The 25,627-nt window shown below is 41.2% G+C and carries 26 protein-coding genes; 9 read left to right on the top strand and 17 right to left on the bottom strand.

Annotation, left to right across the window (positions count from 1 at the left end; genetic code table 11):
* The first annotated feature begins 26 nt into the window (after window positions 1-26).
* Window positions 27-737 (top strand): MIP/aquaporin family protein, encoded by a 711-nt coding sequence (locus tag ESA94_RS17760; protein ID WP_129132285.1) that lies wholly within the window; start codon window positions 27-29, stop codon window positions 735-737.
* Window positions 738-740: 3 nt separating this feature from the next.
* On the opposite strand, the gene ESA94_RS17755 is transcribed toward ESA94_RS17760, so the two are convergent.
* Window positions 741-1,355 carry a low molecular weight phosphatase family protein gene (locus ESA94_RS17755; RefSeq protein ID WP_129132284.1) on the bottom strand — a complete coding sequence of 205 codons (615 nt, stop codon included), beginning with the start codon at window positions 1,353-1,355 and terminating at the stop codon, window positions 741-743.
* 182 nt (window positions 1,356-1,537) lie between these two features.
* Between ESA94_RS17755 and ESA94_RS17750 the strand changes: the two genes are divergently transcribed.
* From ESA94_RS17750 to nifJ, 3 genes are all read left to right on the top strand, one after another.
* Window positions 1,538-1,768 carry a hypothetical protein gene (locus ESA94_RS17750; protein ID WP_129132283.1) on the top strand — a complete coding sequence of 77 codons (231 nt, stop codon included), beginning with the start codon at window positions 1,538-1,540 and terminating at the stop codon, window positions 1,766-1,768.
* 10 nt (window positions 1,769-1,778) lie between these two features.
* A complete protein-coding gene (locus ESA94_RS17745; RefSeq protein ID WP_129132282.1) occupies window positions 1,779-2,084 on the top strand; it encodes a hypothetical protein in 306 nt (101 codons plus the stop codon).
* 427 nt (window positions 2,085-2,511) lie between these two features.
* Window positions 2,512-6,084 (top strand): pyruvate:ferredoxin (flavodoxin) oxidoreductase, encoded by a 3,573-nt coding sequence (gene nifJ / locus ESA94_RS17740; RefSeq protein WP_129132281.1) that lies wholly within the window; start codon window positions 2,512-2,514, stop codon window positions 6,082-6,084.
* A gap of 79 nt (window positions 6,085-6,163) precedes the next feature.
* Here the strand turns inward: nifJ and ESA94_RS17735 are convergent, their stop codons facing one another.
* The 16 genes from ESA94_RS17735 to ESA94_RS17660 form a co-directional block, all read right to left on the bottom strand.
* Entirely contained in the window at window positions 6,164-6,409 is a 246-nt protein-coding gene (locus tag ESA94_RS17735; protein WP_129132280.1) for a redox-active disulfide protein 2, read from the bottom strand.
* A gap of 7 nt (window positions 6,410-6,416) precedes the next feature.
* A complete protein-coding gene (locus ESA94_RS17730; RefSeq protein ID WP_129132279.1) occupies window positions 6,417-7,475 on the bottom strand; it encodes a kelch repeat domain-containing protein in 1,059 nt (352 codons plus the stop codon).
* Between the two features lie 35 nt (window positions 7,476-7,510).
* Window positions 7,511-7,963 carry a DUF1569 domain-containing protein gene (locus tag ESA94_RS17725; protein WP_129132278.1) on the bottom strand — a complete coding sequence of 151 codons (453 nt, stop codon included), beginning with the start codon at window positions 7,961-7,963 and terminating at the stop codon, window positions 7,511-7,513.
* Complete coding sequence (locus ESA94_RS17720; RefSeq protein WP_129132277.1) at window positions 7,954-8,361, bottom strand: hypothetical protein; 408 nt, start codon at window positions 8,359-8,361, stop codon at window positions 7,954-7,956. The genes ESA94_RS17725 and ESA94_RS17720 overlap by 10 nt, the downstream gene beginning before the upstream one ends.
* A 41-nt stretch (window positions 8,362-8,402) precedes the next feature.
* Window positions 8,403-9,806, bottom strand: coding sequence for an NADH-quinone oxidoreductase subunit N (locus ESA94_RS17715; protein WP_129132276.1), 1,404 nt, complete (start codon window positions 9,804-9,806; stop codon window positions 8,403-8,405).
* 8 nt (window positions 9,807-9,814) lie between these two features.
* Window positions 9,815-11,305 (bottom strand): complex I subunit 4 family protein, encoded by a 1,491-nt coding sequence (locus ESA94_RS17710; protein ID WP_129132275.1) that lies wholly within the window; start codon window positions 11,303-11,305, stop codon window positions 9,815-9,817.
* A 2-nt stretch (window positions 11,306-11,307) separates the two neighbouring features.
* Window positions 11,308-13,239, bottom strand: a complete 1,932-nt coding sequence (gene nuoL, locus ESA94_RS17705; protein WP_129132274.1) for an NADH-quinone oxidoreductase subunit L — start codon at window positions 13,237-13,239, stop codon at window positions 11,308-11,310.
* A 185-nt stretch (window positions 13,240-13,424) separates the two neighbouring features.
* Window positions 13,425-13,739 (bottom strand): NADH-quinone oxidoreductase subunit NuoK, encoded by a 315-nt coding sequence (nuoK, locus tag ESA94_RS17700; protein ID WP_129132273.1) that lies wholly within the window; start codon window positions 13,737-13,739, stop codon window positions 13,425-13,427.
* A complete protein-coding gene (locus tag ESA94_RS17695; RefSeq protein WP_129132272.1) occupies window positions 13,736-14,251 on the bottom strand; it encodes an NADH-quinone oxidoreductase subunit J family protein in 516 nt (171 codons plus the stop codon). Before ESA94_RS17695 ends, nuoK begins: the two co-directional genes overlap by 4 nt.
* 178 nt (window positions 14,252-14,429) lie before the next feature.
* Complete coding sequence (locus ESA94_RS17690) at window positions 14,430-14,849, bottom strand: 4Fe-4S binding protein (RefSeq protein WP_240671086.1); 420 nt, start codon at window positions 14,847-14,849, stop codon at window positions 14,430-14,432.
* Window positions 14,850-15,032: 183 nt separating this feature from the next.
* Window positions 15,033-16,109 (bottom strand): NADH-quinone oxidoreductase subunit NuoH, encoded by a 1,077-nt coding sequence (nuoH, locus tag ESA94_RS17685; RefSeq protein WP_129132270.1) that lies wholly within the window; start codon window positions 16,107-16,109, stop codon window positions 15,033-15,035.
* A 146-nt stretch (window positions 16,110-16,255) separates the two neighbouring features.
* Window positions 16,256-17,371: an NADH-quinone oxidoreductase subunit D gene (locus ESA94_RS17680; RefSeq protein ID WP_129132269.1), complete on the bottom strand. Its 1,116-nt coding sequence runs from the start codon at window positions 17,369-17,371 to the stop codon at window positions 16,256-16,258.
* A gap of 3 nt (window positions 17,372-17,374) precedes the next feature.
* Window positions 17,375-17,839 (bottom strand): NADH-quinone oxidoreductase subunit C, encoded by a 465-nt coding sequence (locus ESA94_RS17675; protein ID WP_129132268.1) that lies wholly within the window; start codon window positions 17,837-17,839, stop codon window positions 17,375-17,377.
* Window positions 17,836-18,378 (bottom strand): NADH-quinone oxidoreductase subunit B, encoded by a 543-nt coding sequence (locus tag ESA94_RS17670; RefSeq protein ID WP_129132267.1) that lies wholly within the window; start codon window positions 18,376-18,378, stop codon window positions 17,836-17,838. The genes ESA94_RS17675 and ESA94_RS17670 overlap by 4 nt, the downstream gene beginning before the upstream one ends.
* A 19-nt stretch (window positions 18,379-18,397) precedes the next feature.
* Window positions 18,398-18,748 carry an NADH-quinone oxidoreductase subunit A gene (locus tag ESA94_RS17665; RefSeq protein ID WP_129132266.1) on the bottom strand — a complete coding sequence of 117 codons (351 nt, stop codon included), beginning with the start codon at window positions 18,746-18,748 and terminating at the stop codon, window positions 18,398-18,400.
* Between the two features lie 190 nt (window positions 18,749-18,938).
* Window positions 18,939-19,658 carry a ferredoxin--NADP reductase gene (locus tag ESA94_RS17660; protein ID WP_129132265.1) on the bottom strand — a complete coding sequence of 240 codons (720 nt, stop codon included), beginning with the start codon at window positions 19,656-19,658 and terminating at the stop codon, window positions 18,939-18,941.
* Window positions 19,659-20,163: 505 nt separating this feature from the next.
* Here ESA94_RS17660 and atpD point away from each other — a divergent pair.
* The 5 genes from atpD to ESA94_RS17635 all read left to right on the top strand — a co-directional run bounded on the left by atpD (window position 20,164) and on the right by ESA94_RS17635 (window position 25,626).
* The gene (atpD, locus tag ESA94_RS17655) at window positions 20,164-21,663 is read left to right on the top strand and encodes a F0F1 ATP synthase subunit beta (RefSeq protein ID WP_129132264.1); all 1,500 of its coding nucleotides are present in this window, start codon (window positions 20,164-20,166) and stop codon (window positions 21,661-21,663) included.
* Between the two features lie 82 nt (window positions 21,664-21,745).
* Complete coding sequence (gene atpC / locus ESA94_RS17650; protein WP_129132263.1) at window positions 21,746-21,997, top strand: ATP synthase F1 subunit epsilon; 252 nt, start codon at window positions 21,746-21,748, stop codon at window positions 21,995-21,997.
* A gap of 77 nt (window positions 21,998-22,074) precedes the next feature.
* Window positions 22,075-22,425: a hypothetical protein gene (locus tag ESA94_RS17645; RefSeq protein WP_129132262.1), complete on the top strand. Its 351-nt coding sequence runs from the start codon at window positions 22,075-22,077 to the stop codon at window positions 22,423-22,425.
* Window positions 22,426-22,514: 89 nt separating this feature from the next.
* Window positions 22,515-24,401: a DUF4139 domain-containing protein gene (locus ESA94_RS17640; protein WP_129132261.1), complete on the top strand. Its 1,887-nt coding sequence runs from the start codon at window positions 22,515-22,517 to the stop codon at window positions 24,399-24,401.
* A gap of 166 nt (window positions 24,402-24,567) precedes the next feature.
* Window positions 24,568-25,626 carry a VOC family protein gene (locus tag ESA94_RS17635; RefSeq protein WP_129132260.1) on the top strand — a complete coding sequence of 353 codons (1,059 nt, stop codon included), beginning with the start codon at window positions 24,568-24,570 and terminating at the stop codon, window positions 25,624-25,626.
* Window position 25,627 lies beyond the last annotated feature (1 nt).

Here is a 25,627-nt window from a genome sequence, read left to right as displayed (position 1 = left end):
TAAAATCATAAATCTCTTTTTGCCATATGTCTCCCTTCGTTGCAGAATACATCGGTTCCATGTTATTGTTGTTGTTAGGTAACAGTGTTGTTGCAAACGTGTTGCTCAGCAAAACAAAAGGTAACAACAGCGGTTTAATTGTGATCGCATTTGGCTGGGCTGTTGCCGTGTTTGTAGGTGTGTACAGCAGTGCCAATAGCAGCGGTGCGCATTTAAATCCTGCCATAACAATTGGTCTTGCAAGCATTGGTAAGTTTGAATGGAGCAGCGTGCCTTCTTATATTCTTGCACAGTTTCTTGGAGCAATGACAGGTTCTTCATTAATGTGGCTGGCGTACAAACAGCATTTCGATGCAACAGAAGATGGCGATGCAAAGCTGGCCGTGTTTTGTAATTCACCGGCAATTCCGAATGTGTTTTACAATTTGGCAACAGAAGTGATCGGAACGTTTGTGTTGATGTTGGGTGCGTTGCTCATCAGTGCACCTGAAACAAAACTTGGTGCATTGGATGCTTTACCTGTTGCATTGCTTGTACTTGGTATTGGTGTGAGTTTGGGCGGACCAACGGGTTATGCCATTAATCCTGCACGTGATCTTGGCCCACGCATGATGCATTTTTTATTGCCGATAAAAAACAAATGCAATAGTAATTGGGGCTATAGCTGGATTCCTGTTGTTGGTCCGGTGACAGGCGCAGTGATTGCTGCATTTGTATTTCAATTGATACAATCGTAGTACCTACGCAACCACTTTCGAAAAAACATACAGACATTCCATTGCAATCTGATTGCTGCGTTCGGTATATTTTTCATTCTGCAGAATAGTATTGTCAAAAGCTTTTGGATCGTTGTACGTGGTGCCAATACGCAGATCACAACCGGGAATGAAGGGACAGTTATCTTCTGCATCAGAGCAAGTCATCACCGCTGCAAAATTTTGTGTGGGATTTACTTCATTGTTGTACACTTTTGAAAAACAGGTTGTGAATTGATCTTCCGCAAAATATACTTCATACACAGGATTAACTGATTCCTCTTTTTTGTTGATGCGGAAACCTGCTGCTGTTAATGCGTTAATGGCATTCGGGTTGAAAGCTGTTGCTTCGGTACCGCCTGAGAAAGTCTGCACATTGGTTACATTGTAATACGCTGCTGCTGTTGCTGCCCATACCTGTCCTAAATGACTGCGGCGTGAGTTATGCGTACAAACATAAATAAGATTGATGGTTTCATTGGCTGACCGCTTTGCTTTGATATAATCAGCAATTTTTTCCAGCAATTGTTTACGTTCTGAAGAGATCTCTTTTAAGTTATTTGCTAAAGCTGTGCAGCGTTCGGTTATTGCCTGGAACATGTGTTACTCTTTTTTGCCTGTTTATTCTGCAATATTACAATGGATAAACGATAGGTATGCCATACCTACTGCAGAAGATAAATTGTGCAGCTTGCTATAAGTATGGCATACCTGGCTGGGCTAAAGAATTAATTTTACATTAGTTGAGTAAAATCACACTGTTCAACTAATTCAACCGGGTAGTGAAAAATAAAAGAGTTGAAGCGGCGATCATTTTCTTCACAGGCTTACTATTGTTGGTTTTTGCCTGGTTTGTGTATGCCGTGTATGAACCTGTGCCCGATCCTGACTCACCACGATTGGAACGGTTGAATGCACTGATCAATACCATCGGACAGTTGCCTTCAGCCATTTTGTTTGGCGGCATAGGACTATTGGTTTGTATGATCGCAGTAAGGAAGTGGAGAAGATGATCATCATTTAATGCAACAACTTATTTTTATTCTTCACATTGTTTTATCAGTTATGACATTCAACGAAGCATTTAATACCTACATTCTGCATCAGAAAGTAATTGGCTGGGGTTTCAGGCAGCCGCATCGTGTAAAATTGCCGAACGGTTATTCCGCCACACCTTGTGGTTATTATACCGAATATGAAAACGGGTATAAGTTAATTGCAAGTGGTGCAAGTATTGGTGAAACAGCTATTCAGGAAGCAATGATCTTAGATCCAAATGATGTACCTATAGCAAGAGATACGGAAGATTTGAGAGAGGTGGAGTGTTGAGTAATGATTTTTGAGGTCACAATTTGTGACCGCAAGTTTACGCATCTCTTCTTTTTTCACGACCAAAAGATTGTAAGAAATAAATGTTGTTCGTGAGACACGAACAACGGCGTTTGGCAACGCAACAACGGCAACAGCATATCCCTGTTCATCATTTCTACAACATCTGAGCATAGGTATGCCATACTTGCAACAGCAAAATAAAACTCAGCAAGCAGCAAAAAGTATGGCATACCTAACAGCACCACAGCTCGCATTGCCGCCATGAAAACGGAACCATGAACCGAGCGTGGCAACAGTTGATGCCATTATATATGCAGCCCGTCTCCAAACCTGTGTTTCCTCATATCAATTAGCTTTTTGGCTGATGATGGTCATGCATGGCCTTTTTTGCGTCGGGTAATTTCGTTGCTTCAAATACTAAAACATGGAAGCAACGATCACTGCAGTACAACCAGAGCAAACTCATCCTGAGAAAACTCAGTACGAGGTTATGGACGGCAACGAGGCCGCCGCTTACATTGCCTATAAGTGCAATGAAGTGTGCGCTATTTATCCCATCACTCCTTCGAGCACCATGGGCGAATGGGCCGATGAATGGAGTGCCAAAGGCATGAAAAATATTTTCGGCACAGTGCCACGTATTATGGAAATGCAGAGTGAAGCAGGTGCTGCAGGTGCCATACACGGTGCATTGCAGGGTGGTGCGTTGGCATCAACATTTACTGCATCGCAAGGTTTGTTGCTGATGATTCCGAACATGTTTAAAATTGCAGGTGAGTTAACACCAACGGTGTTTCATATTGCTGCACGTAGTTTGGCAACGCATGCGCTTTCCATCTTCGGCGATCATAGTGATGTGATGGCGGTGCGTTCTACCGGTTTTGCGATGTTGTTTGGCAACAATCCGCAGGAAGTAATGGATATGGCGTTAATTGCACAAGCTTCTACACTTCGTTCAAGAGTTCCCTTCTTAAATATTTTTGATGGCTTCCGTACTTCGCATGAGTTGAATGAAGTGGAAGTGATCTCCGATGAGATTATTGAACGCATGATTGATATGGAAGCCATTCATGCACATCGCAACCGTGCATTGAATCCCAACAATCCATTCATTCGTGGTACTGCACAAAATCCTGATGTGTATTTCCAGAACAGGGAAGCTGCAAATACCTATCATGCATTGGTGCCATCCATTGTGCAGGAAGTGATGAATGAGTTTGGCGTATTGACAGGACGTAAATATAAATTGTACGAATACTATGGTCATGCACATCCCGATCGTGTAGTGGTGATCATGGGTTCTGCTGCAGGTACTGTAAAAGAAACGGTTGACTATCTAAATAATAATGGTGCGCATGTAGGTATGATCGTGGTGCGTTTGTTCCGTCCGCTGGATGTGGAAGCGTTTATGGCAGTACTGCCGAAGAGTGTGGTAAGTATTGGCGTTCTCGACCGTTGTAAAGAACCAAACGGTATTGGTGAACCATTGTACATGAATGTGGTGAATGCATTGAACGAAGCACAGGAAAATCATCATGCACATGTTATTGGCGGACGTTACGGTTTATCGAGCAAAGAGTTTACGCCTGCTATGGTGAAAGCCGTGTTCCGTGAATTGAAAAAAGAACATCCGAAAAATCACTTTACCATTGGTATTGATGATGATGTTACACATACAAGTTTAGAATACGATAAAACATTTAACCTAGAAGCACAACACCAGTTTCGTGGTTTGTTCTTTGGTTTGGGTGCCGATGGTACAGTGAGCGCCAATAAAAACTCCATCAAGATCATTGGCGATAAAACCAACGATCATGTGCAGGGTTATTTTGTGTACGACTCAAAAAAATCAGGATCGTTAACGGTATCGCATTTACGTTTTGGTGAGAACCCGATCAACTCAACATACCTGGTACAGTCTGCAAACTTTGTAGCCTGTCATCACTTCAACTATTTAACGAAGTATGATATTCTGAAAGAAGCAGAAGAGAATGCGGTATTCCTGTTGAATGCGCCGTATGAAAAAGAAGAACTGTGGAGCAAGCTGCCAAAGAAAATACAGGAAGAGATCGTACATAAGAAATTAAAATTCTATGCCATCAATGCCTACACCGTTGCAAAAGAAGCGGGCATGGGCAACCGTATCAACACCATTCTGCAAACCTGTTTCTTCGCCATCAGTAATGTGTTGCCACGTGAAGAAGCGATTGCAAAAATCAAGGAAGCTATTTATGATAGCTATTGGAAAAAAGGTGAAGCGGTTGTACAGAAGAACTATGATGCGGTGGATAAAACACTTGCTAATTTGTACGAAGTGGATTATGCACAATATACCATCGGCGACAGACCCATTGATGCTGCAGTACCAGCTGAAGCACCTGCGTTTGTAAAAGAAGTCTTAGGAAAAATTATTGCAGGCGAAGGTGATGAATTACCGGTGAGTGCATTTCCTGTTGATGGTACATTCCCAAGCGGAACAACTAAATGGGAGAAACGCAATATTGCAGATGCAGTGCCGGTGTGGGATGCAAGCATGTGTACACAGTGCGGTAAATGTTTTATGATTTGTCCGCATGCAGCTATTCGTCCGAAAGTATACGACAAAGCATTGTTGAACGATGCGCCAGATGGCTGGAAACATGTTGCACCAATTGGTAAAGAGTGGAACAAAGAAACAGAAGCATACACATTACAGGTGTCAACAGAAGATTGTACCGGTTGTACATTGTGCGTTGAGTTCTGTCCCATCACAAGCAAAACGGATCCCGGTCATAAAGCCATCAACATGATGGATAAAACAGATATTCAGGAAAAAGAAAAAGAGAACTGGGATTATTTCTTAAGCATTCCTGAAGTGGATCGTACAAGAGTGAACAAAAACACAGTGAAAGGTTCACAGTTCTTCCAGCCTTTGTTTGAGTTCAGTGGTGCATGTTCCGGTTGCGGTGAAACACCTTACTTAAAACTCTTAACACAATTGTTTGGTGAACGCATGATCGTTGCCAATGCAACAGGTTGTTCATCCATCTTTGGTGGTAACTTACCAACAACACCATGGACAAAAAACAAAGAAGGTGTAGGGCCGGCATGGGCAAACAGTTTGTTTGAAGACAATGCAGAGTTTGGATTGGGCTTAAGTATGGCCAGCAATAAGAAAAAAGAAATGGCTTTGCAGTTGCTCGATGAATTACGTCCGATGGTTGGTGAAGAGTTGGTTGACAAGATCATCAATAATAACGGAACCACTGAAGCTGAGTTAGCAGAGAAACATGAACTGGTGAAAGAACTGAAGCTTCGTTTAAGTCGTGAACGTTCAATGGCTGCATTGAATCTCTTCCATCTTGCAGATTTCTTAGAAGAAAAATCGATCTGGATCATTGGTGGTGATGGTTGGGCTTATGATATTGGTTACGGTGGTTTGGATCATATCCTCAGCACAGGTGAAAATGTAAACATCATGGTGCTCGATACCGAAGTGTACAGCAACACCGGTGGACAAAAATCAAAAGCAACACCTATTGGTGCAAGTGCCAAGTTTAGTGTAAATGGTAAAACAGCAGGTAAGAAAGACCTTGCGATGCAGGCCATTGCACATGGCACCGCTTATGTTGCACAGATAGCAATGGGTGGAAATGATATGCATACTGTGCGTACCATTCTTGAAGCAGAAGCATATCCCGGTCCATCGTTGATCATTGCTTACAGTCATTGTATTGCGCATGGTATTGATATGGCACATGGTGCAGAAGAACAGGATTTTGCAGTGAAGAGTGGTTACTGGCCATTGTTCCACTACAACCCGATGAAACCAAAAGGAGAACGCTTTGTGGTTGATTCAAAAGACCCATCGTTACCATTGAGTGAATTCATGTATCATGAAAACCGTTTCAATGTGATTAAAGCAAAAGATCCTGCATTGGCTGCACGTTTCCTGGAAACAGCAGAAGAAATGAAAGAAGGGAAGTGGCACAGGCTGCAAACATTGAAAGGATTGTAAAGGAGATTAAACCCATATGAATAAAGCAAAGGGAGTTTCGTGAGAAACTCCCTTTAACATTGTATAACGAAGTAGAAGATTATTTTTTTCTCGATGCCAACTCTGCTTTGATCTTTTTCAGATTCATAATGTTCATTAAAGCAATGGGCAGGAACACAACAGGTAAAATAGTTGTTGCTGTAAATCCTTTTTTGGTATATGTATAAACAGCCGAGACTGCCATGATGAGAATCGATACAAGAATAACCGATACAGCAACGGTCATCATTTTAATGTTCTTCTTTAATTCTTCTTCGCTCATTTCTGAGAGTTGTTTTTGTGCCATGAGATTGTTAATAATTATTTTTAGTTAAAGTAAGAAAGATTGAATTTCCTAATGTGCCAGCTCCATTGTTTGTAAGAGTTAATAATTGGTTATTCTTCCAATACAGTGCTTGTGTGGCTTGACCAGAAATAGGTTCCCGTTCTGTTCCACATATATAAATATCCGAGCCAAAAGCTACAATTCCAGTTACTATTGTATTGTTTGATGTGCTTGACAGAATAGTCATCTCTCCATTTTTCCAGTAAACAGCATTGTCCTTTCCATTATTGTAATATCCTCCAATGTACACATCATTGTTTATTACACACAAGCTGGTAGCTTCACTATTAATTGTATCTCCCATAAAATTAACTACTGATCCGTTCTTCCAGTATTTAGCTACTGTTTTATTTTCTGCATTTTTTTCACTCCCGGCTACATACACATCATTCCCGGAAATTGTAATTGCTTTTGCTACCGCATCAAATGTTCCGTTTGACAAAGAAACGGGATTGCCGTTTTTCCAGTATTTCGCAACATTTTTACCGGAAGAATTTCTTTCAGAACCTGCAACATAAACATCATTGTTTGAAATAGCGATGCTAAATGCGTATGCATCATTTGTTCCGGTTGTAAGGTTAACGCTAGTGCCGTTTTTCCAATATTTTGCAATTTGCCATACTCCGGCACTTTCTGCACCAGCTATATACACATCATTTTTATCAACAGTCATTGAGTACACAAATGCAAGTCTTGAACCATCAGTAAGATTAACTTGGTTTCCATTTTTCCAGTATTTTACAATATCATGTTGGCTGGTACTTTCTGTTCCTGCAACATAAATATCTTCTCCCGAAACAAAAATGGATGCTACATATGCTCTGGTGGTGCCTTTTGTTAATTCTGTCGCAACGCCGTTTTTCCAGTATTTGGCTATGGCATTACTTCCCATCATCGTATGGCCTGCAACATAAACGTCTTTCACGGATGGAGGAGGTTCTGGTTGAGGGTTCTTTTTTTTCTTGCAAGCTATTGAACCGCTAAGAACTAATAATAGAAATGAAATAAGTATCAAAAATCTACTCATACGAGGTGTTTTAAAGTAAGTAATAAGGTTGTGGCTTACGCTCCAAACTGCCGCAAATGATGGTCAAGATGTTTCCACATACTCTTGCCCCATTGTTCGGCCGTCATCTTTCCAAAGAAGGGATGTACTTTATCGCCAACACCTGCTGCACCTTTTTCATGAAAAGCTTTGGTAATGGAAAGCATCTCGGCTTTTTCTTTTTCGAAATCACGTTCGTCCTTTACAATAAAGTTAGGGGCAGTGGGCAAACTTTGCCTGTATGGTTTTGAGTTGTATAAAATGGGACGAAACAGCCAGCCGATATAACTGATGGGATTACGCTTCAATGGTTTGCTCGTGAGCGGAACTTTATACGCTTCCTTGCAATGGGTGAGCATTTGTGCTGCTGTCATTTTTCCCCACTGACGTTGATGGTGGATGGTTAAGTTTTGCAGACGTTGCTGAATCTCTTCAAACGCCTGTTTATCGAACATGTTTTTTATTTCCATTTGCTGATGATTTCATCCTGCGCAAAATACGGAATTGTATCATCACTGTTTTGTTCTTCCTGGTTCCAGTAGGCAAGTGTAACAACCTGTCCGCTTTTTGTTTTCAACAAACGACCGAAAATAGCATTGGTAGGATTGAATGTTACATCGGTAACACCAACGGTAAAAGTTGATGGAGGCGGCGGTGCTTCAACAACAGGCGGAGCTTCTTCGCCTTCAACCGGTTTTGGTGCAGGCGCAGCTTTTGGTGGAGGAGATGCCACCACTACAACTGTATAACGATTCTGTTCAAGTAAGTTTTTTAAAAAGGCTACACGTTCAGGCGATGCATTCTTTTCTACGATCGCACACTTCACGCCATCCAGCTCTTCAAACTCATGATTTTTATTAATAGCCATAATAAGTACGATTTACGAAGTACAAAGTACGATCTCAAAAATTATTTCAACAACGAGTAAATATATTCATAAGCACCGCTGATGATGCCGGTAACAACAATGCCTGCCACACAAACAAACATGGAGATTTTCGGACTCCAGTTGAGTGCTACTCTTTCAACAGGTGTTTCATTTGCATCCATAAACATGGCTTTGATGATGCGCAGGTAGTAATACAACGATAGAACCATGTTCAACGCTGCAACAATAATGAGCAGGTAATTGCCTTTGCTTGCTCCACCCAAAAGCAAAAAGAATTTACCAAAGAAACCTGCAGTCGGCGGAATACCGGCTAATGAAAATAAAGCAACTGCCAATACCCATGTAAGTGCTGGATTGGTTTTGTAAAATCCTTTGTAATCATCAATATTTTCTTTGCCGCTTGCTTCACTCACTACATTGATCACTGCAAAGGCAGCAAGGTTTGAGAATAAATACACCAATACAAAATAAATAATCGAACTGTAGCTTTCAGCATTAGCACCTGACATGCCAACTAAAATAAAACCAACCTGCGATATAGAAGAAAAGGCAAGAAAGCGTTTGATGTTTTGCTGACGGATGGCAAAGAGGTTACCAACGATCATTGATAATACAGCCAGCACAGCAACAATATTGTACCACTGAAACAGAAGCTTGCTGAATACAGTAAACAACACACTCGTCATTACAAACAACATACTGCCTTTTGAAATAACGGAGAGATAAGATGTAACAGCAACAGGCGCACCTTCGTATACGTCGGCTGTCCATAAATGAAAAGGCACTGCAGATATTTTAAAACCAAAACCTGCAATGATGAGTATAAAACCAAACAGGAACAAGGGATTTTCAGAAGCTGCTGCGGTAATTTCGGCAAAGCCAACAGAACCAACCATGCCATAGATCATGGAAATACCAAACAGTAATAAACCCGATGCAAAAGCCGAGCTCATGATGTATTTCATCGCCGCTTCAGAAGAACGTTTTTTATCGAGATCGAAATTCGCCAATGCTGCCAATGGAATACTTGCCAGTTCAAGACCAACATAAAACATCAGCAGGTTGCTGCTGCTCAACATAAAATACATGCCTAATAATGTAGAAAGCATGAGTACATAAAACTCAATCGCATGTTTATGTTTCAATAACCAGTTATATGCTTGTAATGAAATGAGCAATGTGCCGAGGTTGAGAATGTTTTTTTCCAAACGCAACAGATCGTTGGTTTGATACATATCGCCAAACAGCGTTCCTTTTTCTTTAAAAAAGAAACCCGCTGCCAGGTTAATGACCAATAATATATTGATGAGGGACAGAACTGTTTTACCGTTCCATTCCTTTGCACTCAGTTTTACAAATAGCAACACGAAGATGATTGCTGTTAACAGCAGTTCCTGTTGCAGTAAAAGAAAAAAGTTACTCATAGCTTCGTTTACTTTATCGATCCGATCTTTTGCATCAGCACTTCTGTTCCGGGATTGATGAGATCCGTTAACCAGAATGGTGCAATGCCCATGATTAAAATTCCTGCCAGTAATACAATTGCAGCTGTACGTTCGTGCCAGCCTGCATCACTTAAACTTACATGTTCGTTGTTGCTTATTGGTCCCATAATGCTGGAACCAACTGCACGCAAAATATAAACAGCTGTTACAACAATCGATGCACATGCAACAATAGTTGCAGTATGATAAAATGCACCTGCCCGTTGCCAGCTACCCATGAACACCGTCATCTCCGCAACAAACCCACTTAAACCAGGTAAGCCAAGCGAACACAAACCTGCAATGACAAACACCGATGAAATAAATGGCATCACTTTTAACAAGCCGCCGAGTTGTGCCACCTGTCGTGTATGTGTACGGTCGTAGATCATACCGATCACAGCGAAGAAAAGAGCCGTCATTAAACCATGACTTACCATTTGCAACACAGCACCATTAATGGCTGTCTTCGTCAGCATACCAATACCCAGCAATACAAATCCGCAGTGACTAACCGATGAATACGCATTGATGTATTTAAGATCGGTCTGCATCATGGTCGCAAATGCGCCATACAGAATAGCGATACATGCAAGGATGATGATGATGGTTGAATAATGTTGTGCTGCATCAGGCATGAGCCATGTTGCCACACGTAAACAACCGTAACCTCCAAGCTTCATGGAGATACCTGCTAAGAACATCGACGCTGCTGTTGGTGCACTGGAGTGACCATCGGGCACCCATGTATGAAATGGAAACAATGCAGTGAATATGCCAAAGCCGATGAATGCAAATGGGAAGAAGAATCGTTGCAGATCGGTTGCTAACGGATTTGTTGCAAGTTTTACAATATCGAACGTATGTGTGCCATCAACATTGCTGTTGAAGAACAAACCTGCAAGTCCGACAAATACCAATGCAGAACCTGCCATCAACATCAACGCAAGCTTTAATGCACTGTATTCTTTTTTACCGCTGCCCCAGATACCGATGAGTAAGAACTTTGGTATTACTGCTACTTCCAGGAAGAAGAACATCAGGAAAATATCGAGCGATAAAAAGAAACCGTATGCACCTAAACTTAAAAACAACAGCAGGAAGAAAAATTCTTTGTACAGCTTTTCCTGTTTCCACGAAACCAACACACCTGCAAGTACAACAAACGAAGTGAGCAATATCATCGCAACAGAAATACCATCCACGCCCACATGGTAATGAATTTTTAATGCATGATACCAGCTGTGATCATGTTCAAACAAATAAGCTGCGTTGTTTACAGCACGTTCGCTAAGAAATTGCATCAATAAGTAAATACTCATTCCAAGTTGTGCAACAGCACCTGCTAATGCAACACTGCGTACCTGCTGTTGACCTTTCACCAGCAATACCAGCAGTGAAAACACAAGGGGCAATATGAGTAGTAAAGAAAGGTTCATAGTTATGGTTTCCAGATGTAAATAAATATGATCACGAGTGCAGCAATTCCACCAAAGAAATACAACAGGTAGTTCTGCACTTTACCGGATTGCAACGATTTAATCAGGTTCGATAGCCATCCTGTTGCTGCAGCAATACTATTCATCAACCCATCAACAATATTTTTATCGATCCATGCCGCAGGACGACCAATCAGATTGAACACAAGTTTTTTGGTGATGAATAAATAGAGTTCATCAATATAGAATTTTTTCGATGCAGCTTTGTATAAACCGCCCAATGATGTTGCCAAACGTTGCGGCTTATCGTTTGCTGTTTTGTACAACCACATAGCCAACAAAATACCGCCAATACCTAATGCAAGCGGTGCTAATGCAAAGCTGAGATGAAATTCGGAAGGCAAGGCTTTGCCATCACTTGAAACATATTCACCAAAATGGATAAAGCCTGCAGCGATACTGCATACAGCTAATAAGATCAAAGGAAGTTTCATGGAAAATGTTCCTTCGCCGTGATGATCATGTGCATCAGCTTCTTTGTTCCAGAAGATAGAGAAATACAAACGGAACATATAAAAAGCAGTGAGTCCGGATGTAAGTAAAGCGATCACATACACAACCATGCTTTTGTTATACGCTGCCAACAGAATTTCTTCTTTACTGAAGAAACCTGCAAATGGCCAGATGCCGGCAATAGCTAAACAGGCAATTAAGAAACTGATATGTGTAATGGGCATCAACTTGCGTAAGCCACCCATATCTTTCATTTCATTACTGTGCACTAAATGAATAACAGCACCTGCGCCAAGGAACAACAACGATTTAAAGAAGGCATGTGTAAACAAATGAAACATGGCAGCAGTATAACCCAGTCCATTTTCTCCACTATAACCACTAACACCAAGTGCAAACATCATGTAACCGATCTGGCTCATGGTAGAGTAGGCGAGTACACGTTTAATATCTGTTTGCGTACAGGCAATGATGGCTGCAAACAAAGCAGACGTAACACCAATGATGGTAACAACAGTTAATGCATCGGTGTTGATGGAGAATACAGGAAATAATCTTGCAACAAGAAACACACCGGCCACCACCATCGTTGCTGCGTGGATCAATGCAGAAACAGGCGTTGGGCCTTCCATGGCATCGGGTAACCAGATGTGTAACGGAAACATGGCACTCTTACCTGCACCACCCATGAACACCATCACCAATCCCCATGTTAATGCAGAGATGCCAATGAATGAAGCAGAGGTGATAGCTAAGAATTGTGAAGATTGTTGTGTAGTTAAATTTTGAATAATGGTATTGAAGTCTAAGCTTTCACCATAAAATGCAAGGATCAATATACCGATGAGAAAACCAAGATCGGCAAAGCGTGTTACAATGAATGCTTTTTTTGATGCAGCAACTGCCGATGGTTTCTGGAAGTAGTAACCGATGAGTAAATAAGAGGAAGCACCAACCAACTCCCAGAACATGTAGATCTGGAAAAGATTGGATGATACCACCAGACCCAGCATCGAAAACGTAAATAAACCAAGAAAGGAATAGTAAGTGGCAAATCGTTCTTCGCCTTTCATATAACCGAGACTGAAGATGTGCACCATCAGCGAAACAAAGGTTACCACCACGAGCATCATCACCGAAATAGGATCGAGCATAATGCCCATATCAATCGAAACATTTTCGCTGAACGTAAGCCAAGTATAGTTTAATGCAGTGATGCTTTGATAAGCATCTCCAACTTTGCCATTCACAAAAAAGTATTGGTAAGCAGTGTAAAGCGACAGTACTGTTGCGATCAATAAAAACAATGTGGCAATAATACCGGCCGACCGGTTAAAATACTTTCGCCCAAACAAACCCAGCAATACAAATGCTGCCAGGGGCAAAAGCGGAATAAGAGCAATGTATGATGAGTAGTTCATATGCCTCACCCTCGTTCCCTCTCCGTTAGAGAGGGAGGCCGGGCTTTTATTTTTTTATTGAACAATAGTTTTTAAACATTTCATCTATTCTTTTCATTCAGCGACTGTCTATTTAATTTAAGTCGTTCATAAACTAGGCTTGTGCCATGCCTTTCTCACCCTTTGGGGGAGTTAGAGGGGGCCGCCTAGTATTTCATATCAGTTGCATCTTCCACATCAATGGATTTATGACTGCGGTAAAGATTAATAATGATGGCAATTGCTACAGCTGCTTCGGCTGCAGCGATGGTTACAATAAATATGGTAAAGAAGATGCCGTCTAATTTTTCGGGATAGAGATATTTATTAAACACCACGAAGTTGATGTTAACGCTGTTCAGAATAAGTTCAATCGCCATCAGCATCGTAATCATGTTACGTCGTGTAAACAAACCATACATGCCGATAAAGAACAGCGCTGTGCTGACGAATAAAATATGTGAAACGGGTATGTCGCTCATTTTTCTTCGGGTTTTGTTTTAAGGGCAATCACAATACAACCAACCATAGCCGCAAGGAGTAAAATACTTACTACCTCAAACGGCAATGCATAACCGCCTTGTTGTGTATTGAGCATGGCATTACCAATGCGGGCCACATCGTTATCGAACGGTTGATCGATTGTTGGAAATCCATATTGATCGATAAGTAAATAGGTAAACGCAAAACCAAACACTACAGCCAATGCGCCTGCAACAGTTCGCAGCAGCGGCGCTTTCGGCATTTCTTTTCCTGATTGCTGCGTAAGAAATATCGAAAAGATGATGAGTACAACGATGCCGCCGACATATACAACAATCTGTACGGCAGCAATGAACTGCACATCCATCCAGAAATAAAGTGCGGCAATACCAATGAGTGAAAATAACAACCAGATCGCCGAACGAAAGATCTTACGGCTGGTTACCGATAAAACACCCATGCTCAGAATAAATGCTGAGATGAGATAAAATATAATTTGTGATGCAGTCATGGCCTCATCCTCGGTCTCCCGCAAGGCGGGAGAGGCCGAGCTGTTATTTTTTAGTTTAACAATAGTAATTAAGCATTTCAACTTTTGTTTTTCATTCGGCAGCTAACTATTTATTTACATCTTCAAATAGCTGGCTTTGTGCGTTGATCTCCTCCCTTTCAGGGGAGGCTGGGTGGGGTTATTCAACTCCCGCCCTAATCTTCGAACCAGGCTTATTCAATGTTTTCGTCAACTGACTTCTATCAAACACACTATGTTCAAATGTTTGTGCCATTTTAATTGCACCTGTGGGACAAGCTTCCACACACAAATTGCACATGGTGCACAGTTCAAGATGATACACAAATGTGTCGATGGCTTTTTTCTTCTTGCCTGTTTCTGCATCCACATCAAACTTAGTAATGATCTTGATGGTTGCATTGGGACAAGCCAGTTCACAAGCTGTACAACCTGTACATGCATGTTCATTGTTCTCATCATGTATCATCACCACTTCGCCTTTGAAGCGTTCGGGTAACACCAATGTATCCCTGTTATCAGGATACTGTTGTGTAATAATTTCTTTGTGATGTGTGAAATAGTAACCGGTACGTTTCATACCAGTTGCCAGCGATTTCACCGCACCCCAGATGTCTTGTATGTATTTTTTTAAAAACATAAGCCCCTAACCCCTAAAGGGGAATTATTTTATAGTTTACTATTCAAAATCTTTGTCACACATTTAATAAAACTCATTCAAAAATCAGGTTCTTGCCTTACTCCCCTTTAGGGGGTGGGGGCTTCAAAAATGCCAACCCATAATTGCAATCAACGTCACCAGTAGTAAGTTGAACATACTGATGGGTAATAAATATTTCCATTCGAGATTCAATAACTGATCAATACGTAAACGTGGAAATGTCCAGCGAAACCACATGATCAGAAATATTAAAGCGAATGTTTTTCCAAAAAACCAGATGCTTGAAGGAATCCAATCCATCACGCCATTAAAAGCCGTCCAGTTACCAATATGAAACGGCATCCATCCACCAAGGAAAAGTGTTGCACCAATGGCACAAACAATAAACACATTTGCATATTCAGCTAAGAAGAAGAGTGCGAATTTCATTCCTGAATATTCCGTATGAAATCCTGCAGTTAATTCACTTTCTGCTTCTGCCATATCAAATGGCGCACGGTTTGTTTCGGCGGTAACAGCAATAATGAAAATGATAAATGCAATGATGGCAGGTATATGTCCTTTAAACAACCACCATCCGTTTTCCTGTGCCTGTATAATATCGCTGATGCGTAAGCTACCTGTTAACACAACAATGGCAAGTACTGCAAGACCGGCCGACAATTCATAGCTTACGATCTGTGCACCGCTGCGCATGGCACCAAGCAAAGAATATTTATTATTACTCGCCCAGCCTGCCATTAAAATACTGATGACGGAAATAGATGATACAGCAGAGATATACAAAACACCAATGTTCAAATCCCACAGTTGAAAGTCTTTTGCAAAAGCAAGAGGTGCAAGCAATAGCATAGCAACGATCATAGCGACGAACGGTGCTACATTGAACAACAATTTATCTGCACCGCCTGGCGTCATTCCTTCTTTCACCAATAATTTCAATGTATCTGCCAATGATTGAAACATTCCTTTTGGTCCTACACGATTAGGTCCTAAACGGATTTGCATCCATGCCGATACTTTCCGTTCCATGATCACCAATACAAGACCAAGTGTGGCAAATAACCCGATCACTGCTACACCTGCAATAACCATTTCAAGCACCACTGCCCATGTTGCACCAACCTGTTCATTAAGCCAGAGATCAATATTTGCTGCTATGTTACTTAAGCTCCACATGTATGTTTATTTAGTCATCTGTATTAATTCTGTTCGTCTTTTGTTGCGTCGCACACTTGTACGTTTTATTTTCTATTCGTCATGATCTTCAAATAAGTTAGCCATGTGTGTTGCTGGCCTCCCTTTCAGGGGAGGTCGGGTGGGGGTCATCTGTCAATATCCGGTATCACCAGATCCAACGTTCCCATTGCTGCAATTAAGTCACCGATCTTTCCACCTTTTGCCATTCTGTTTAATATGGAAAGATTGGAGAAACCCGGTGAACGGAATTTGATACGATAAGGAGTTGTGCCACCTTCACTCACAATGTACACTCCCAACTCACCACGTGCTGTTTCAGCTTTGCTATAGAATTCGCCTTTTGGTAATTTCAATACAGCTTTTGTTTTTGCCTGGAAATCGCCTTCAGGAATATTATCGATCAATTGTTCAATGATGCTAATCGATTGGTTCATTTCACGCACACGAACCATGTAACGTGCAAATGAATCGCAACCGGTTTCCAGTATTTCATCAAATTGCAGCTTATCATAAATTTCGTAAGGGTAATGCTTGCGTACGTCGCAACTTACACCGCTTCCTCTTGCTACCGGTCCTGTGCAACCGTAGGAGATCGCATCTTCTGCTGAAATAATTCCCACTCCCTTCATACGATTCTGGAAAATAACATTGCCGGTTACCATCTCATCATACTCATGCACTTTGCTTTTATATAACTGCAGAAAATCTTTTACTCTCCGTTGAAAGTTTGGATGAAGATCATGCATCACACCACCGGGCACCATGTAGTTCATCGTTAAGCGTGCACCACATGTTTCTTCCATAATATCGTTGATGCTTTCCCGTTCACGAAACGCATGAAAGAAAGGAGTGAACGCACCGAGATCCATTGCCATTGCTCCCCACCACAATTCATGCGAAGCAATACGGGTAAGTTCATCCATCAATACACGTATCACCTGTGCACGTGGCGGTACTTCTAATTGTAAACCTTTCTCAACACACATAGCACAAGCGTGGTTGTTGATGTGTGCAGAAAGATAATCCATGCGGCTTGTTACATAAATGAACTGGCGATAGGTAAGGCTCTCACACATTTTTTCAATGGAGCGATGAATGTAGCCGAGATGCGGTTCTACATTCTTGATGGTTTCGCCATTGAGCGTAACAACCAAATGCAACACGCCGTGTGTGGCAGGGTGTTGTGGTCCCATGTTAATAATCAAATCGCCTTCCGTTGTTGTGCCTACTTCTTCAAACATAAATTATAGTCTGATCATGTTAATCGGATCTTCAAAATCCTTGAGCAATGGTTTCTTTCCCTCCCAACCATCAGGTAATATCAGCAAACGCAGATCGGGATGGTTCATGAAATTCACACCAAACAATTCATACACTTCACGTTCATGAAACTCTGCTGTGCGCCAGATATGTGCAACCGATTCTATTTCGGAATTGTTACGATCAAGTTTTGCTTTTACAACAAGCTCGTGTTTGTATATGGTTGAACGGAGGTGATACACCATCGTAAGATGTGTTTTCCAATCAACACAGGTTAAGCAAAACAGGAAATTAAATTGCAGTGCAGGATCAGTACGCAAGCTTTGTGCAAACGATAACCAGTTTGTTGCTTCTATATTTACAGTGAGCCAGCCGTTTGCATCTGCTTCATCTATTATTGCAGTTGCTGCTAACTCGCTGATGCCTGTCTTTAGTTCTTCGTTCGTCATACGCTTTCTTTTCCTTCTCTTATTTGTTCACGGGTTAAACCCATTTTTATTTTTTGCTGCAACGATATCAATGCATGTAACAATGCTTCAGGTCGTGGCGGACAACCGGCCACATACACATCAACGGGTATCACATGATCGGCTCCCTTTACAACAGAGTAAGTATTATAAAAGAAAGGACCACCGCTGATAGCACATGCGCCCATTGCAATAACATATTTGGGATCGGCCATTTGATCGTACAAACGTTTCAGCACAGGTGCCATTTTGTTTACGATAGTACCTGCTATAATAATTACATCGGCCTGGCGTGGTGTGGCTCTTGCTACTTCAAATCCAAAACGGGAAAAATCATATTTGGCACCAGCGGTACTCATCATTTCAATACCACAGCAACTGGTAGCAAATGTTAATGGCCATAGTGAATTGGAGCGTGCCCAGTTGATCACATCGTCGAGTTTACTAAGGACAATTCCGCCACCGGGTGTTTCATGTATTTCTCCGGGAAAATCACTTGCTTTTTGTTGTTGTGTTATCATCCGGTACTGTTTGTAAATGTTATTTCCATTTCAACGCACCTTTTTTATGTGCGTATAAAAAGCCCATGAATAAAATGAAAAAGAAAATAATGATTTCAACAAGGGCAAGCATGCCTACTTTTTTAGCAGCTACTGCCCAAGGATATAAAAAGATCAACTCGACATCGAAGATCAAAAAGAGAAGTGCAAATAAATAATAGCCAACATTGAACTGAACCCAGCTTGGCCCACGGGTAGGGATACCGCTTTCATATGGCTCGGCTTTCTGTTTATTCTTTGTGGCTTTGGTTACCACTTTCGCAATCAGAATAGCACCGGCCGAAAAAGCAATGGCAGCAAGAATCAAAACAATGAGTGAGGCAGCACCCATATACGTTTGGTTTGTTTGAAGATTTAATATACATCATTTATTGAATCCGCAATTATGCTATGCATAAAAGTTATTCAGATTTAAATAAAGTAATGTATGAATTGCGAGGTGAAGGTCGATGCTGTACAATTTTCAATTATTGATCAGCATCATACAAAAAACTGTTTCACCTCACAATCCGCATCATCAATTAACCATAAAGTTCCTGGTGAATAGTTTTTCTATCGTAGCCCATTTCCATGATGCGTTTTTTTGTTTCATCGATCATGGCTTTCCATCCGCAAAGGAAAAAACTTGCTTCCTGTTTGCTTGCACATAATTCTTCGTAGATAGGATGTACATAACCTTTACGGCCATCCCATTCTTCTCTGGAGAGCGTTGGTATATAATGGAAGCTTGGTAATTCTTCTTGTAATTGCGCCAGTTCATCAAAATACAACAGATCTGTTTTTTTGCGTGTGCCAAACAACAGGTAAATATTTTTATGCTCAATGTTGTGCATTTTAATATACTGCGACATACTGCGGAATGGTGCAATGCCTGTACCTGTGCAGATGAAGAAAATATCTTTTTCGATTTTTTCTGGTAATGTAAATACACCCATTGCTCCACGAACAGGTATTTGTGTACCAACAACCGCATTGGCAAACAACCAGGTTGTACCTGCACCTTGTTCGTTTAACACAATTAATAGTTCAAACACATTTGTACCATCGGGGGGCGATGCAATACTGTAACTGCGTAAGCGTTTGCTTTGTTGTTCGTGAATTGGAAATTCGAGTTGTACAAATTGGCCGGGTTTAAAATCAAATACATCAATTTCGGCAAGCTGTATCCAGTATCGTTTTGTGTTAGGGGTTTCATCCACTATACGGATGATTGTACCTGTTCGCCAGGGTTGTAGCGCCATTCTTTTCAGTTTTAATGCTCCAAATTATTTTATCTGCCGCTATAAACCAACCTTTTTTTGCGGAATCGAGTGCGTGGTGATGACGATCATTTTTCTTGCCGCTTTGAAGAACCCAATTACTGATATTGGTTAGGAAAATGTACTAAAAGAACTGCCGGATGTCGAAATATGAACATAGCGAAATGAAAGTTTGCTGAAGTTTGATTTTGAAAATAGAAGGTGCCGGTTTTTGTAGGGGGCTGTGAGGATGGAACTTTTTAAAACCACTCGGCTTATCGAACATTGCTATTCGGGCAATTTCACAATCGGACAATTAGTATATGCAGAAAAGGCCTGTTGGGGTGGGTTTTTCCTGATTTTTAACCCGATTGAACCAGGCAACGAGAGGTTTTCCTGCTTTTTTCCACCAATTTGAAAAATAGCCCTTTACAAATTGGCAATTCATTCGCCCACACTTACCTTTGCGGCCAGTTTTCAAAACCATACTATTTAAATAACACTCAATATGGCCAATACTGGTAAGGTAAAACAGGTTATCGGTGCCGTTGTAGACGTTCAGTTCAACGGTCAACTCCCCGAAATTTACAGCGCTCTTGAACTTAAACGCCCCAATGGTGATGTACTCGTAATGGAAGTACAACAACACCTTGGTGAAGACAGCGTTCGTACGATCGCAATGGATGGTACAGAAGGTCTCGTTCGTGGTATGGAAGTGACTGATACCGGTAAAAACATCCTGATGCCTACTGGTGAGGCGATCAATGGTCGTTTATTTAATGTAACTGGTGATGCCATCGATGGTTTGCCACAGGTGAGCAAAGCCAATGGTCGTGCGATCCACGCAAAACCACCGGCTTTCGAACAACTTTCTACAGCCAGTGAAGTACTTTTCACCGGTATTAAAGTAATTGACTTGATCGAACCTTATGCAAAAGGTGGTAAGATCGGTCTGTTTGGTGGTGCGGGTGTAGGTAAAACCGTATTGATCCAGGAATTGATCAACAATATCGCAAAAGGTTATGGTGGTCTTTCTGTATTTGCAGGTGTGGGTGAGCGTACTCGTGAAGGAAACGATCTGTTGCGTGAAATGATTGAAGCGGGCATCATGAAATATGGTGACAACTTCAAACACAGCATGGAAGAAGGTGGTTGGGATCTGACAAAAGTGGATATGGAAGGATTGAAAGAATCAAAAGCAACCTTCGTATTCGGTCAGATGAACGAACCTCCGGGTGCACGTGCTCGTGTGGCATTGAGTGGTTTGACAATCGCTGAGTATTTCCGTGATGGCGATGGTACCGGTAAAGGAAAAGATATCTTGTTCTTCGTTGATAATATCTTCCGTTTCACACAGGCAGGTTCTGAAGTATCTGCGTTGTTAGGCCGTATGCCTTCAGCGGTAGGTTATCAGCCAACACTTGCAACTGAAATGGGATTGATGCAGGAGCGTATCACTTCAACTCGTAACGGTTCAATTACCTCTGTACAGGCGGTATATGTACCTGCGGATGATTTGACCGATCCGGCGCCTGCAACAACATTTGCTCACTTAGATGCTACTACGGTATTGGATCGTAAGATCGCTGACTTAGGTATCTATCCTGCGGTAAGTCCGTTGGAATCTACTTCACGTATCCTTACTCCTGCTATTGTGGGTGAAGCACACTATAACACTGCAAACCGTGTGAAGTTGATCCTTCAACGTTACAAGGAATTGCAGGATATCATCGCTATCCTTGGTATGGATGAATTGAGCGAAGAAGATAAAATGACTGTATTCCGTGCTCGTAAAGTACAGCGTTTCCTTTCTCAGCCATTCCACGTAGCGGAAGCGTTTACCGGTTTGAAAGGTGTATTCGTAAGCATCGAAGACACGATCCGTGGCTTTAACATGATCATGGATGGTGAAGTAGATGAATATCCAGAAGCATCATTCAACCTTGTTGGTACAATTGAAGATGCTATCGAAAAAGGTAAGAAGTTAATGGCAGCGGCAAAGGGATAAGAAAGTTTATAGTTTATAGTTTATTGTTGGCTTCGTTGTTTAACAGGAACTAGAAACTAAAAACCACAAACTAGAAACAACAATGAATTTAGAAATATTAACTCCTCTCGGAAAAACATACAGCGGCGAAGTGAACGGTGTTCAGTTGCCGGGTGTTGATGGTAGTTTTGAAGTGCTTGATAACCACGCTCCGATGGTGAGTGCATTGAAAGCAGGTCAGTTGAAAGTGTTACTGGAGAAGAACCGCACCGAATCGTATAAGATACAGGGTGGTTTTGTAGAAGTGCTGAACAATAAAGTAACAGTGCTTGTAGAAGGAAGTGAAGCTGTGTAAACAGGTTTAGATAAATTTAGAAAGGTCCCGTCAAAAAAATTGACGGGATTTTTTTATCTTACAATAAATAGCTCAACATGAAATACATCCTCTTCCTCATCTTTATTAGCTCCACTGATATTTGCAATGCGCAAACTCAACGTATCAAAGACCTGATACCTGAAGGTGGTGACATTAATGCATCGCAGTATACAAAAGCACAGGAAGTAAGGATGCGGCAATCGATTACTTTAGATAATGCTGGTGAAAAGATTCTGCTGCATTTGAATGGTAAACCGCACATTCTTAAAGGGACAGCCCCGATGTTGTACCTTGTTGAGCCGCATAAAATAAAATGCATGGACATTGTAACTGATGAAAAAAAGATTGCAGACTATACGAGAGATACAAGTATTAAGAAACTGATCATAATAGAAACAAAAGAGTAAAATCGTTCAAGTTCCCGCTTAACTGGCGGAATTTTTATTTTATGTAATCTCATCATTCCCTGCATCCATCGTTCATAAAACAATTGTTTATGAAAACGAAATGGCTGCAATTTCTTCTTTATTTTCTCCCTATTACATTAGTTGCTCAATCCGTAAAACGTGTTCCTGTTGAAACAAAAATGGAACAGGTAACGGTGTTTACCAAAGGAGCACAGGTAAAACGAACCGGAAAACAAATGATCAGTACCGGTAAACAGGAGATCGTATTCACTGGTATTTCCACCGATATTGAAAAGCAGAGTGTGCAGGTAAAAGCCGATGGCAAGCTCATTATTTTATCGGTACGTGTACAAAGAGATTATTTAAAGGAGCAGGAAGTAAGAGAGGAAATCAAACAACTGCAGGAAAAAGTTAGTGCACTCAACGATAAGATCAGCATTACCGGTAAAACACTGGATGTATTTAAGCAGGAAGAAACGATGCTGATCAAGAATCAACAGATCGCAGGTTCAACAGTTACGCTTAAACCGGAAGAGTTGCGGCAGGCACTCGATTTTCAACGGCAACGCTTAACCGAAGTGTTGAAACAACAACTTGCCTTGCAAAAAGAAATGGAAGAGCTGAATAAAGACCGCAACAAGTTGAACAATCAACTGGCAGAAATGAACCGCAAGTTTGATCTTTCAACCAATGAAATTGTGGTATTGGCCGATGTAAAAGAAACAGCAACAGTTCCTTTCGAGATAACCTATCTCGTACAAAAAGCAGGTTGGTATCCTACGTATAATATCCGTGTAAAAGATGTAGCGAGTAATCTTCAACTGGAGATGAATGCCAATGTGTACCAGACAAGTGGTGAAAACTGGAACAACATCAAGCTTGTTTTATCAACCGGTAATCCCAATGAAAATAATTCGAAGCCGTTGATCAATCCCTGGTTTATTTCTTACACGAATCAACAGGTGAATAATTATATGAAGCAATGGATGATTGGCGGCAGTGATAAAATGTTGATGGGAAGAGTTACAGACGACAAAGGTGCTCCTGTGTCGAGCGCCAGTGTTGTAATTAAAGGAACCACACAAGGAACAACAACTGATGCCAATGGATTTTATCGCCTTAACAGTAATGCTGCTGTACAAACATTGTTGATCTCTTCAGTTGGTTTTGAACAATACGAATTTGCCGGCGGTAAAGGTTTTGCTAATGTTTCACTGACGCCAATTAATAGCAGTTTAAGTGAAGTTGTTGTAATTGGTTATGGGGCCTCTGATGGATACGTGGCCGGAAGCGCTCCGGGCTTAGCCAAGAAAGAAGCAAAATCTAAGTCAAATTCAATTCCTTTACAGGTTCTCACAACATTCCAGCCTATCACCACCCAATACGAAATACAGGAAATTGCAACAGTCAATAATGATGGTAAAATAAATACCATCAGCATCAATGAAAAAGGCATCGATGCCTACTATGAATATTATACAGCACCAAAGCTGGATGAAGCAGCTTATCTCACTGCCAAACTCATCAACTGGCAGGATCTGAATTTAATTCCCGGCGAAACAAATTTATTTTACGAAGGAACATTCCTCGGCAAATCTTACCTCGATCTGTCGACAGATTCTGATACCTTATCACTTTCATTGGGTGTTGATAAAGGCATCACCGTAAAAAGAACAGTGTTAAAAGAATTCAGCAACAAAAAATTTCTCGGCAGCAACCGTACCGATACAAAGCAATTTGAAATTGTAGTACGCAACAACAAAAATGTACCGGTGAATATTATTGTGGAAGATGTGTTCCCAATTTCTACATTAAAAGAAATTGAAGTGGACGACTTGAAATACGATGGAGGCAAACTGAATGATGAAACAAAGATCGTTACCTGGTCGTACACAATCGATCCCAAACAAACAAAGAAAATGGAGCTGCGGTACAGTGTAAAATATCCAAAGGAAAAGAAACTGCAACTTGATTGATGAAAACAGTGAACCACGAAGGCACGAAGACAGGAAGATGCACAAAGAGAAAATGTATTCTTCGTGTTCCTTAGTGACTTTGCGCCTTCGTGGTTCAAAAACTTCCTTTGCAGCAGCGTCTTTTTCTGCATCTTTCCTATCTTCACGCACTTCAAAATTCAATGATATGCGCAGGATCATCAGTGGTATTCAGCAGGTAGGTATCGGTGTTACAAATGCCGATGAAGCTTTTGTATGGTATAACAAACATTTCGGAGCAGATGTGGTGGTGTTTAAGGATGCAGCACGTGCTGAACTGATGAAACGTTATACTGGCGGCGAAGGTCATGAGCGTTATGCTATTCTTGCTATTAACATGCAAGGTGGTGGTGGTTTTGAAATATGGGAATACCGCAGTCGTAAATCGCAACCGGCTGCATTTGAAGTACAGCTTGGCGATACAGGCATTTACATCATCAAAATAAAATGTAAGAATGTAAAAGCTGCTTATGCTGAATATCAGAAAGCAGGATTGAATCTGTTAAGTGCACCAAAGGAAAATCCTGGCGGCATTGAATCCTTCTTTTTAAAAGATCCTTATGGAAATATTTTTGAAGTAATGGCCGATGACAACTGGTTTGGTGATACAGGAAGATATACCGGAGGTGTATGTGGTGTTACTATTGGTGTTTCATCTATTGCGAAAGCAATTCCGTTTTACGAAAAAGTATTGGGCTACGATAAGCAATTGTTTTTAGATGAAGGCAAGTACGAAGAGTTCAGCAAAATGCCCGGTGGTGAAAACAATTTCAAACGTGTTATGCTTGGACATACACGAAAACAAGAAGGTGCATTTTCAAAACTGCTTGGTCCAACTTACATTGAGTTAGTTGAAGTAACAGATCGCACACCAAAGAAAATATTTGAGAATCGTTATTGGGGCGACCAGGGATATATTCATCTCTGCTTCGATATCAATGGCTACGACGAGCACGAACGCATCTGCAATGAAAATGGATTTCCGTTTACTGTTGACAGTGCAAACAGTTTTGATATGGGTGAAGCTGCTGGTCACTTCTCTTACAACGAAGACCCAGACGGTACATGGATCGAATATGTAGAAACACATCGTGTACCTATTCTTAAAAAGATCGGTTGGTATCTCAATCTTAAAAACAGAAAACCTGAAAAGCCTTTGCCTAACTGGATGGTGAAGAGTTTAAGTTTTTCGAGAGTGAAAGTGTAGG

It is taken from the genome of Lacibacter luteus, assembly GCF_004118265.1.
In the GTDB taxonomy this organism is placed as follows: domain Bacteria; phylum Bacteroidota; class Bacteroidia; order Chitinophagales; family Chitinophagaceae; genus Lacibacter; species Lacibacter luteus.
Note: the sequence above shows the minus strand (reverse complement) of the source record. Positions and strands in the feature narration are given on the sequence as shown.

Bases quoted from the DNA above. Each gene is read 5' to 3' on its own strand.
- atpD (WP_129132264.1), top strand. From the start codon at position 20,164: ATGGCCAATACTGGTAAGGTAAAACAGGTTATCGGTGCCGTTGTAGAC.
- nuoL (WP_129132274.1), bottom strand. From the start codon at position 13,239: ATGAACTACTCATCATACATTGCTCTTATTCCGCTTTTGCCCCTGGCA.
- ESA94_RS17675 (WP_129132268.1), bottom strand. From the start codon at position 17,839: ATGACGAACGAAGAACTAAAGACAGGCATCAGCGAGTTAGCAGCAACT.
- nuoH (WP_129132270.1), bottom strand. From the start codon at position 16,109: ATGTGGAGCTTAAGTAACATAGCAGCAAATATTGATCTCTGGCTTAAT.
- ESA94_RS17640 (WP_129132261.1), top strand. From the start codon at position 22,515: ATGAAAACGAAATGGCTGCAATTTCTTCTTTATTTTCTCCCTATTACA.
- ESA94_RS17755 (WP_129132284.1), bottom strand. From the start codon at position 1,355: ATGTTCCAGGCAATAACCGAACGCTGCACAGCTTTAGCAAATAACTTA.
- ESA94_RS17680 (WP_129132269.1), bottom strand. From the start codon at position 17,371: ATGTTTGAAGAAGTAGGCACAACAACGGAAGGCGATTTGATTATTAAC.
- ESA94_RS17695 (WP_129132272.1), bottom strand. From the start codon at position 14,251: ATGACTGCATCACAAATTATATTTTATCTCATCTCAGCATTTATTCTG.
- nifJ (WP_129132281.1), top strand. From the start codon at position 2,512: ATGGAAGCAACGATCACTGCAGTACAACCAGAGCAAACTCATCCTGAG.
- ESA94_RS17720 (WP_129132277.1), bottom strand. From the start codon at position 8,361: ATGGCTATTAATAAAAATCATGAGTTTGAAGAGCTGGATGGCGTGAAG.
- ESA94_RS17760 (WP_129132285.1), top strand. From the start codon at position 27: ATGTCTCCCTTCGTTGCAGAATACATCGGTTCCATGTTATTGTTGTTG.
- ESA94_RS17665 (WP_129132266.1), bottom strand. From the start codon at position 18,748: ATGGGTGCTGCCTCACTCATTGTTTTGATTCTTGCTGCCATTGCTTTT.
- ESA94_RS17735 (WP_129132280.1), bottom strand. From the start codon at position 6,409: ATGGCACAAAAACAACTCTCAGAAATGAGCGAAGAAGAATTAAAGAAG.
- ESA94_RS17725 (WP_129132278.1), bottom strand. From the start codon at position 7,963: ATGGAAATAAAAAACATGTTCGATAAACAGGCGTTTGAAGAGATTCAG.
- ESA94_RS17730 (WP_129132279.1), bottom strand. From the start codon at position 7,475: ATGAGTAGATTTTTGATACTTATTTCATTTCTATTATTAGTTCTTAGC.
- atpC (WP_129132263.1), top strand. From the start codon at position 21,746: ATGAATTTAGAAATATTAACTCCTCTCGGAAAAACATACAGCGGCGAA.
- ESA94_RS17635 (WP_129132260.1), top strand. From the start codon at position 24,568: ATGCGCAGGATCATCAGTGGTATTCAGCAGGTAGGTATCGGTGTTACA.
- ESA94_RS17690 (WP_240671086.1), bottom strand. From the start codon at position 14,849: ATGAAACGTACCGGTTACTATTTCACACATCACAAAGAAATTATTACA.
- ESA94_RS17710 (WP_129132275.1), bottom strand. From the start codon at position 11,305: ATGAACCTTTCTTTACTACTCATATTGCCCCTTGTGTTTTCACTGCTG.
- ESA94_RS17670 (WP_129132267.1), bottom strand. From the start codon at position 18,378: ATGATAACACAACAACAAAAAGCAAGTGATTTTCCCGGAGAAATACAT.
- ESA94_RS17745 (WP_129132282.1), top strand. From the start codon at position 1,779: ATGCAACAACTTATTTTTATTCTTCACATTGTTTTATCAGTTATGACA.
- ESA94_RS17660 (WP_129132265.1), bottom strand. From the start codon at position 19,658: ATGGCGCTACAACCCTGGCGAACAGGTACAATCATCCGTATAGTGGAT.
- nuoK (WP_129132273.1), bottom strand. From the start codon at position 13,739: ATGAGCGACATACCCGTTTCACATATTTTATTCGTCAGCACAGCGCTG.
- ESA94_RS17645 (WP_129132262.1), top strand. From the start codon at position 22,075: ATGAAATACATCCTCTTCCTCATCTTTATTAGCTCCACTGATATTTGC.
- ESA94_RS17715 (WP_129132276.1), bottom strand. From the start codon at position 9,806: ATGAGTAACTTTTTTCTTTTACTGCAACAGGAACTGCTGTTAACAGCA.